The sequence below is a fragment of the Delftia sp. DS1230 genome (assembly GCF_040112715.1).
Classification (GTDB): Bacteria; Pseudomonadota; Gammaproteobacteria; order Burkholderiales; family Burkholderiaceae_C; genus Comamonas; species Comamonas tsuruhatensis.
Window position 1 is genome coordinate 5,911,231 of the sequence record NZ_CP157763.1, and the last position, 9,330, is coordinate 5,920,560.

Consider the following 9,330-nt stretch of genomic DNA (forward strand, 5'->3'; position numbering starts at 1 on the left):
GCGGCCCAGGAATGCAACGCCCGCCGGGTCAGTTGCGCGGCGGCGTCACCAGGCCCTTTTGCACGGCCGGGCGCGCCACGAAGGCGGCCAGCACGCGCTGCAGCTCGGGAAAGCGCTCCCAGCCCAGCAGTTCGGCCGCGTTGTAGCCCTGCTCCACCACCATGTTGCGCACCCAGGGCCACAGGGCGATGTCGGCAATGGTGAATTGCTCACCCATCACCCAGGCGCGGCCTGCGAGGCGGCGCTCCAGCACACCCAGCAGGCGCACGGACTCGTTCACGTAGCGGTCGCGCGGGCGCTTGTCCTCGAAGTCCTTGCCCGCGAATTTGTGGAAGAACCCCAGCTGGCCGAACATGGGGCCGACGCCACCCATCTGGAACATCAGCCACTGCAGCGTTTCATAGCGCGCGGCCGGGTCGGCGGGCAGCAGCGGGCTGCCGGACTTCTCGGCCAGGTAGACCAGGATGGCGCCCGACTCGAACAGCGCCAGCGGCTTCCCGCCCGGACCCTGCGGGTCCAGGATGGCCGGGATCTTGTTGTTGGGAAAGGTGTCCACGAACTCGGGCGAGAGCTGGTCATTGCTCTCGAAGCCCACGCGGTGCGCCTCATACGGCAGGCCCATCTCCTCCAGAGCGATCGACACCTTGACGCCGTTGGGCGTGGGCAGGGAATACAGCTGGATGCGGTCCGGCTGCGTGGCCGGCCACTTGCGCGTGACGGAAAAGGCGGAAAGCGGATTCTGTGGAGTCATGGGGCACCTTGAAGGCTGGACGGGTTCGCCAAGAAATCGATGGCCGCTGCATCGTAGCGTTCGGCGCCCAGCCATGCTTGGCACGCCAAATAATGGCGGCCCGACCCTGCCGCCGGGTCATGACAACCCACGCAGATTGCATGGCCAGTCTCCCCGCTCGCCGCCATGCACCGGCTACCGAGGCGCTCGGATGGAGGCGCACGGCTGAACCGAGCACCGCCCGCACGGCGCAGCTCTCAGCGCGGCGCGACGGGCTTCTGGACCAGGGCCACGCTCAGGCCGTCCGGCGTCACCGTGATGGCGCCGGGCTCCATGTTCAGAGAGTCCATCAGGGCCAGGTCCTTGTCCTGCAGCTGGTAGAGCACGAGCTGGCCCAGCGCCTGCTCGGCCAGGGCGCTGGCGTAGGTGGTGATCATGTCGCTCATGGCGGGGGCCAGGTCGTTGATGACCAGGCTGTTGACCTTGATCTGGTGGGCGCGCAGCGTGCGGTCCGTGGGCTCGTAGCGCAGCGCGAAGTCCAGGTTCAGATGGCCGCCATAGGCTTGCTTGAGCACGGGTCCCGACAGATCGGCCTGCAACACCGCATTGAGCGCGTTGCGCTCGGGCAGCAATCCCAGCACCGGCGAATGCAGCTTGAGCTGCAGCATGCCGGCCACGGGGAATTGCCGTGGAAAGCGCTGGGCCACCACCTCCTGCAGCCTTTGCCGCGAAATCGAGACATTTCCAGGCCCGGACTTTCCCGAACATCCGGTCGCAGCCAGGCTGCAGCCCGCGGCCAGGACCATCAACAAAAAGCGGCGATTCATCACGACAGCACAAGCCCCAGAAAGCCCGACACGAAACCCTGAAGCGCCATGCATGCCATACGCATGGCGCTATGTTTTTTGAGATCGGCATTGTCCCGCCAGGGGCTATTCCCTGTCCCTGCAGTGGGTGTTGCCCGGCACCTGCGCGAAGGCGCTTCACAGCGAGTGCCCATCGGACATAGGCAGTACCGCCCTCCGTACGGAAACATCACCCAATCCTTCTGGCCGGCCCTCCCGCCCAGCTTTGCCGCGGCCTTGGGCACGGCCCTCCACCGGCGCATGAATCTATTCATATATTCATTCATTGATTTGCATAAATCATTGATTTTCAATAAATTACCCCCTATTTTTATTCATTCATCAATTGATTCCCATGGCCTTGGAAGACCTCTCCACCCAGGTACTGGCGGCACTGCGCCGCCAGGGCGGTGCGCTGGCGGCGCGCGAGCTGCAGCAGATGCTGGGCGTGAGCCAGCCCACCGTGTCGCGCGCGCTGGCGCCGCTGATCCGGTCGGGCCAGGTGCGCAAGGTGGGTGCGGCGCGCACGCAGCGCTATGTGCTGCCGCGCCAGGTGACGGGCGTGGGCGCCGAGGTGGCCATCATGCGCGTGGATACCGAAGGCCACGCATCGCCCTTCGGCCGCATGATCGCGCTGCACGGCGGCGGCTTCTGGGTGGACGAGGCCGATGGCCTCAGCGAGCAGCACGACGGCCTGCCCTGGTTCCTGGACGACATGCGGCCCCAGGGCTTCATCGGCCGCACGTTTGCGCACAGCCATCCCGAACTGCAGTTGGGCGGCGACCCGCGCCAATGGGGTGAGGACGACGTGCTGCGCGCCCTGGCCCGATTCGGCGAGGACCTGCCGGGCAACCTCATCGTGGGCGAAGCCGCGTTCGAGCGCTTCCACACCCTGCCCGCCCGCGCGCTGCGCGCCGAGTCGCCGGCCGAGTATTCGCGCCTGGCCATGCAGGCCATGCAGGGCACGCATCCGGGCTCGTCGGCGGGCGGCGAGCAGCCCAAGTTCTGCTGCACCACGGCCGGGCGCAGCGTCATCGTCAAGTTCTCCCCGGCAGGCGACGCACCGGCCGAGCAGCGCATACGCGACCTGCTGGTCTGCGAGCATCTGGCGCTGCAGACCCTGGCCGAAGACGGCCTGCCCGCCGCGCGCACGCGGCTGTTCATTGATGGCGGCCGGGCCTTTCTCGAATCGGAGCGCTTCGATCGCAGTCAGCCCGAGCCGGGCTGCGCACCGCCGCCGGACCGCAACCCCGGACGCATAGGCATGGTCTCCCTGCAGGTGCTCAATGCCCAGTACGTGGGCGAGGTGGACAACTGGGCCGCCACGGCCAGCCGCCTGGCGGCGCGTGGCCTCATCACCGAGACCGATGCGCGCAGCCTGCGCCTGCTCGAGGCCTACGGCCAGCTCATCGCCAACACCGACCGGCACTACGGCAACATCTCCTTCGTGCTGCCGCAGCCGCAGGGCGACTGGGCGCTGTCGCCCACCTACGACATGCTGCCCATGCTCTACATGCCCATCAATGGCGAGATCGTGGAGCGCGACTTCAGCGCCCAGCCCCCGCGCCCCACGGCCGCCACGCTGGCCGAATGGCCGCGCGCCCAGGCAATGGCGCGGCGCTTCTGGCGGGCCGTGGCGCAGGATGCGCGCATCTCCGGGGAATTCCGCAGTATTGCCGAAAGCAATCTTGATGCCATTGCCGCTTGATTTTCAAGCACCTCCAATGGAATCAATGACGCCACCTGTTGATAACCAATAGAAATTCTCTTGAAAAATCTGTGCATATTGGTTGGAAAAACCTCTGCACAAACTGTTATCCATCTGCGGAGAACCGGCCATCCACAGCCTCGGCCCGCCACCGCCTGCACAATCGAAGCTTTCCTCATCCGACCAGACACGGGCCCCCGATGACCAGCATTGCACCCTCCTCCGCCGCAGACCCCCGCATTGCCGACGTGCTCGGCTACTGGCTGGGCTCCACCCGCCCCGACAATGCAAGCGCCCTGGCCTGCAAGAACCTGTGGTTCATCAAGTCCGATGCCACCGACAACCAGATCCGCGAGCGCTTCGGCGCCCTGGTCGAAGACGCGCTGGCCGGCCGACTCGACGCCTGGGCCGGCACGGCGCTGGGCAGGCTGGCGCTGATCGTGCTGCTGGACCAGTTCACGCGCAACCTGTTCCGGGGCACGGCGCGCAGCTTTGCAGGCGACCCGCAGGCGCTGCAACTGGCGCTGGACGGCATCGCCCTGGGCCATGACCGCCATGCCGACCTGCCTGCCGTGGCGCGCATCTTCTGCTACCTGTCGCTGGAGCATGCCGAAGACCTGGCCCTGCAGGACCGCAGCGTGGCCGCCTTCCAGGCACTGGCCGACCAGGCCGGTGACACTGGCGGCGAGGGCGTGCGCGAGTTCCTGGCCGGCACGCTGGACTACGCCCACCGGCACCGCGACGTCATCGTGCGCTATGGCCGCTTTCCGCACCGCAATGCCATCCTGGGCCGCACCAGCACGCCCGAGGAACTGCAGTACCTGTCCCAGCCCGGCGCAGGGTTCTGAGAGCGCAGCGGATCTCCTTCACCCACAAAAAAAGGGAACGTGCCAACGTTCCCTTTTTTGCTTTCGGCGCCCTGCCGGCATTCAGGCCGGCTGCGCCTGCGGCTGGCGCTCGCCGCCCTTGCGCTCGCCATCACGCATGCGCAGCGCCCAGCGCTCGATGGTGTAGAAGGACAGCGCCGACAGCACCACCGAGATCGCCAGGCCCAGCACCACGACCACGGGCCACGAGAAGTCGGCGCGCAGATAGCGCACCACCGGGTAGTGCCAGAGATAGACGCCATAGGACAGGCGTCCCAGCTTCACCAGCATGGGCGACGACAGCATGTCGTAGACCAGGCCCGAGCCCTGGCTCACCGCCACCAGCAGCACAACGGCCGCGCACTCCACCACGGTGATGCCCCAGACCATGGCGTCCTGGTTGTCCCATTGCAGCGCCATCAACAGCGGCACGGCCAGCGGCACCCACATGGCGTGGTGCATGCGCGCCTTCAGCGCAGCGATGAAGTCCGGGCGCTCGATCATCAGCGCCGCCAGCAGCGCACCGGCGAACAGGCCCGAGGCGCGGGTATCGAAGCGGAAGAAGATCTCATAGAAGTGCTGACCCTGGTCCACCCAGTACACGCGCCACAGCCAGCTCAGCGCCCACAGCAGGGCAATCGGGCGCCACAGGCGGCCCGGCTTGGAAAAGCGCAGCAGAAGCACCAGCAGCGGCGGCCAGATCAGGTAGAAGTGCTCCTCCACCGACAGCGACCACATGTGCAGCAGCGTGTCCGGGCTGTCGAAGAAGGCGATGCCGTAGTCGGCCAGATAGAGGATGGAGACCAGCGCATCGGAGTAGATGTCGTTCAGGTCCGGCCACAGCATGGGCGCGAAGATGCAGTACGCGGCCAGAAACAGGGCCAGCGCCGGCATCAGGCGGAAGAAGCGGCGGCGGTAAAAGCGCCAGAAGCCGATGCGGCCCTCGGAATCGTTTTCCATCAGCAGCAGCGAAGTGATCAGATAGCCGCTGAGCACGAAAAACAGGTCGACCCCGAAGAACGCGCCATCAAACAGAGGCGCATGGGAGTGCGACAAGATCACCAACAGGATCGCCACGCCCCGCAGCCCGTCAAGGGCGGGGTTGTAGCGCAGTTTGAAATCCTTGACCACCAAAACCGGACACCTTTCCAACGCCGGAGCAATGGGCCCCGAGCCATGAACAAACCCCAAGAAAATGGAGCACGCGGCCATGGCGCAGCCGGCCCCGAAGGGTGCAACGCATGGTCCAGCGCGATAAGAGAGACGGCACGTCCCAAGGTTCCCGGCGGATGCGGTGAACAGCAATCCGCGTGCCGCGGTGCGGCGCGCCCTGAGGATGCGGGCCACCTCGACGGGCAGCCCTGCGTGCACGAACAAGCCCCGCTTGAGCGGGGCCAGGCCGATGAATTTCAGCGAAATCCGATTCTAGCCATCACCGCCCGGGGACGAGGTTCGATGGACATTCAGCCCGGGATCCGATGCCCTGGCCCTGCCGTCCACCCGCCTTTCTTCGCACGCCGCGAGTATGGGAGGCGCCCTGCAGCCAGAACGTAACAGGAGGTTTGTGCTGGCGCCGCTGCACCCTGGCCCGTTCCACCCCGTGAAGCCGCCGGCGCACACCGGGCCTGGGCGATGGATGTGCCGTCAACAATTTGGAACAAAACGACGCCAATCCCAATGAACACAAGTGTTTACCGCTATCGTTTTTATTCTTCAGGCGGACAGCGCGATGAGACGGCGTCCTGCAGACCCTGGTGCGCGGCACTGTCTGCCTGCACCGGCTGCTGGTTCTTGGCGCGCAGATAGTGCTCGGTGAACAGCGCCAGGTAGCTCTCCAGCGCGCGGCCCGCGCGCCGGTCGCCCGCATCGCCCGTCAGCTCCAGGCACAGGGCGGCCACCTCGCTGGTGCAGAAGTGGTCTTCGCGCTGGGAGCGGCGCAGGCGGTACTGCGAGACCTGATCCGGGTGCAGGCTCAGCACCGGAAAGCGGTCCAGGTAAGGGCTCTTGCGGAACATCTTGCGCGCCTCGGGCCAGGTCGCGTCCAGCAGGATGAACAGCGGGCGCCGCTCCTGGCCCGGCACGACCGCGGCCTGGGGCACCGGCAGCGTGTGCACCACGCGCTGCGGCGGCTGTACGAACTCGCCCGGAAACACCACATAGGGCTGCCACTGCGGATCGGCAAGCAGCGCCAGCAGGCCCGCATCGGCCTCGGTGCGCGCCCAGCCGAAGGCGTGCGTCTGCTCCACCACATCGGCGATCAGCCAGCCCGTGTTGCTGGGCTTGAGCGGCTCTGCATCGTGCATCAGCAGGCAAAAGCCTGCCCGCGTCGGCAGCATGGGCCGCAGCGCGCAGATGCAGTGCGAAGGCCGCAGCCGGCAACCCTCGCAGCGCTCGCCGCGCGGCCCGCCGCGCGACAGGAACGGCCGCGTGCTGCGCGCCAGCCGCTGGGTGCGCAGGCGCGACACCGCATGCGGCGCCACGCCCGAATCCACGCCACGCAAATAGGACAGGGGCACCGGAGACGCCGGAGCCTGGTCAGGCAGCTCCATGCTCATCCCACGCTTTCCAGCTCGAACAGCGGCAGCTCGGCGCGGCGGCTCAGCCACACGCCGCCGCCCAGTTCCTTGAAATGCTCGGCCAGCCCGCGCCGGTACAGATCGGCCCGGTGGCGGAACAGGCGCGGATCGGTCAGATCCTCATCGATCACGCCGCGTTCGTAATCCTCGCGCGCCACCGCCTCCACATACAGACCGCCTCGGCTCAACCGCCCCAGATTGGCCAGCGCGCGCTTGAGATCCGGCGGGCTCAGATAGGGCAGCACGCCCTGGCAGATCACCAGATCGAAGGGCTCTGCAGGATCATGCGCCGCATAGTCCACCACCGAGCCGCGCTCCCAGCCGAAGCGCCCGCACAGGTACTCGCTGAACTCCACGCCGTGGTAGCTGGCACCCGGGAAATGGCGCTGCACCGCCTCGCGCCACAGACCGATACCGCAGCCCACATCCAGCACGCGGCGCACCGGCACCCGCACATAGTTCAGATAGGAACACACGAAAGCGCCCAGCCGGTTCACATGCTCGGTGTCGACCACGCTGGTCTTCTTGTCGAAGTAGTAGCGCTGGTAGTACGCCTCGTCGAACCACTGGTCACTTGCTGATTGCACGCATTCTCCTTGGGGGTGAGCGCCCGGTGGGCGCGTTCGGGCGGGAGTATGGCGCAGAGGGCAGTGGGTATGGGAACGCGTGTTTTTTGCCCCTGCCGGGTGATGCTTTTTTCCGAGGCCGGGCCTGTCCGGTTGTCGACCAATTTCTTGATCGCCCGCATAAGCCAAGACAGTTGCTACTCCGCAAGACAGACTGATTTGCATATCAGATCACAACAACAGCCGCCCAAACATCTAAAAAACTGCGAGATATGAAAAAAAGATCAGGATTGCATAATTTTACAAATTCAATCCAACCACTCAATAACCATCATGGCTAACATATCAACGGCAATTACGATATCCAGCAAAATACCAAATTAACACCCATGGGCCATCGGCAGGCCTACATCATTGGTACTAAAATGCCAATAATTGATAGAAATGGAATAGCAACCCACTCCCTTATAAAGCGAGCCATCGCACCCACCATTGAACGTGGTGAAATGAAGGAAATTCATGGCATCATTGTTCATCAAACTGGAGGATCGACAGCACAGTCTTCAATTGATAGTTACAAAAACCCATCAGCAAATGGAGCACATTTCCTGATAGAGAAAGATGGAACAATATATCAAACCGCTTCCCTTTACAAACAAACATGGCACATTGGCAAAATAAAAGCGCGTTGTTTACTGGAAAAGCGATGCACGCCAGTTGAATTAAAATCGTTACAACGCTTCAATCCAACCCAAGAGAACAAGCGCGAGATGCTGAAAAAGGTTCCAGCACGATTTCCGGCCAACCAAGACAGCATTGGCATTGAATTGGTAGGTGAAGCACTTCCTCGTGGCGGGAACATACCAGACGAAAAAAAAACTTATCAGGCCGTTACAAGCGAGCAGAACAATGCACTACAGTGGCTTATCGCGGAATTAACGCTGACACTAAGAATATCTATGAGCGAAGTTTTCAGGTACCCAGAAGTCTCTAGAAAAAATCCTACGGAAGCGATTTCAGCAAAATGGTGAGATCACTATTAACCTTACCCCTGCTAGTTGTTATGGCTAGCACCGCCTCCGCCGCCAATCAATGCACAAAAGGCTCAGAGTTCGAGCCGCCACTGTGCCCACTGATACTTCCCAAGATCAGCCAGATCACCATCCAGGAAAACGCGGCCAAATCGCCCGTCGAAAAAGACCCAGCGGTGAGTTGCGCCAACTTTGTCCTGACCATCTCCCAGGTGCGCCGTTATTTTCAACAGGCAAAAACCACCAACGAAAACGACGCACACTACACGCTAGACTGGTCGCCCTGCTATGCAAGCGGCGAAATCGCATTCAGCGATGGCAGCCGTGGAAGTTGGAGCATCAACCAGTTCCGGGGCGGTGCGCTGTTCCTGGAGGGCAGGGACAAGACGGTATTGCACTGCCCAAAATGCAAGTTCAAGCCATTTCAATGGTGACTGTTCTGGCGCGGCACCACGTTGGCCAATCGCAATAAAAACAGCCGAGTGCAGCTATGGCACATCGGCTATTTGCATTTTGGCGTTTCGACGTCAGGGCTCCAGCCCCGAAAAAACACCGTCCGGCACGGTCAGAAACTTATGCCTTCGGCGGCCGATGCAACAGGCACAGCTTGTTGCCATCCAGATCCCGCACATAGGCCAGGTACAGCCGGCCACCGGGCGAAGCCTCGCGCCAGCCGGGCGGATCCTCGCAGGTCACGCCCCCGGCTGCCACGGCGGCGGCATGGGCCGCGTCGGCCTGCTCGGGCGACTGCGTCGCAAAGCCGATGGTCGCGCCATTGCCGTGGCAGGCAGCCTCGCCGTTGATCGGTGTGGAAATGGCAAACGTGCCGCCCGCGCTGCGGTAGAAATAGCGGTTCTTGTTGGCCATGCCCGGCGCAATGCCGAGCGCGCCCAGGAATGCGTCGTAGAACTGCTTGGATTTTTCGAGGTCGTTGACCCCGACCATGACGTGGCTGAACATGCCTGTGTCTCCTTGGTTGATGCGAACCGGGATGTTAGCTGCGGCAAG

General features: G+C 63.6%; 10 protein-coding genes. 4 read left to right on the forward strand and 6 right to left on the reverse strand.

Annotated features, from left to right (window positions below):
* Positions 1–28: 28 nt before the first annotated feature.
* Together AAN986_RS26655 and AAN986_RS26660 are read right to left on the reverse strand one after the other, a co-directional pair.
* Positions 29–751, reverse strand: a complete 723-nt coding sequence (locus AAN986_RS26655) for a glutathione S-transferase C-terminal domain-containing protein (protein ID WP_013804547.1) — start codon at positions 749–751, stop codon at positions 29–31.
* Positions 752–987: 236 nt separating this feature from the next.
* Positions 988–1,437 (reverse strand): DUF1439 domain-containing protein, encoded by a 450-nt coding sequence (locus AAN986_RS26660; RefSeq protein ID WP_223275342.1) that lies wholly within the window; start codon positions 1,435–1,437, stop codon positions 988–990.
* Between the two features lie 493 nt (positions 1,438–1,930).
* On the opposite strand from AAN986_RS26660, the gene yjjJ reads away from it, so the two are divergent.
* The gene (gene yjjJ, locus AAN986_RS26665) at positions 1,931–3,283 is read left to right on the forward strand and encodes a type II toxin-antitoxin system HipA family toxin YjjJ (protein ID WP_047217851.1); all 1,353 of its coding nucleotides are present in this window, start codon (positions 1,931–1,933) and stop codon (positions 3,281–3,283) included.
* A gap of 200 nt (positions 3,284–3,483) precedes the next feature.
* Positions 3,484–4,131 carry a DUF924 family protein gene (locus AAN986_RS26670; RefSeq protein ID WP_047217850.1) on the forward strand — a complete coding sequence of 216 codons (648 nt, stop codon included), beginning with the start codon at positions 3,484–3,486 and terminating at the stop codon, positions 4,129–4,131.
* A gap of 81 nt (positions 4,132–4,212) precedes the next feature.
* Here AAN986_RS26670 and AAN986_RS26675 read toward each other — a convergent pair whose 3' ends face one another.
* The 3 genes from AAN986_RS26675 to AAN986_RS26685 all read right to left on the reverse strand — a co-directional run bounded on the left by AAN986_RS26675 (position 4,213) and on the right by AAN986_RS26685 (position 7,312).
* Positions 4,213–5,361 carry an acyltransferase gene (locus AAN986_RS26675; RefSeq protein WP_016449864.1) on the reverse strand — a complete coding sequence of 383 codons (1,149 nt, stop codon included), beginning with the start codon at positions 5,359–5,361 and terminating at the stop codon, positions 4,213–4,215.
* 494 nt (positions 5,362–5,855) lie between these two features.
* Entirely contained in the window at positions 5,856–6,704 is an 849-nt protein-coding gene (locus AAN986_RS26680; RefSeq protein WP_082138058.1) for a tRNA-uridine aminocarboxypropyltransferase, read from the reverse strand.
* Complete coding sequence (locus tag AAN986_RS26685) at positions 6,701–7,312, reverse strand: class I SAM-dependent methyltransferase (protein ID WP_016449866.1); 612 nt, start codon at positions 7,310–7,312, stop codon at positions 6,701–6,703. Before AAN986_RS26685 ends, AAN986_RS26680 begins: the two co-directional genes overlap by 4 nt.
* 368 nt (positions 7,313–7,680) lie before the next feature.
* Here AAN986_RS26685 and AAN986_RS26690 point away from each other — a divergent pair, with 368 nt between their 5' ends.
* Both AAN986_RS26690 and AAN986_RS26695 read left to right on the forward strand, forming a co-directional pair.
* A complete protein-coding gene (locus AAN986_RS26690) occupies positions 7,681–8,322 on the forward strand; it encodes a peptidoglycan recognition family protein (RefSeq protein ID WP_082138057.1) in 642 nt (213 codons plus the stop codon).
* A gap of 32 nt (positions 8,323–8,354) precedes the next feature.
* Entirely contained in the window at positions 8,355–8,756 is a 402-nt protein-coding gene (locus AAN986_RS26695) for a hypothetical protein (protein ID WP_016449868.1), read from the forward strand.
* 139 nt (positions 8,757–8,895) lie between these two features.
* Here the strand turns inward: AAN986_RS26695 and AAN986_RS26700 are convergent, their stop codons facing one another.
* A complete protein-coding gene (locus AAN986_RS26700) occupies positions 8,896–9,282 on the reverse strand; it encodes a VOC family protein (RefSeq protein WP_012202828.1) in 387 nt (128 codons plus the stop codon).
* Between the last annotated feature and the right edge of the window lie 48 nt (positions 9,283–9,330).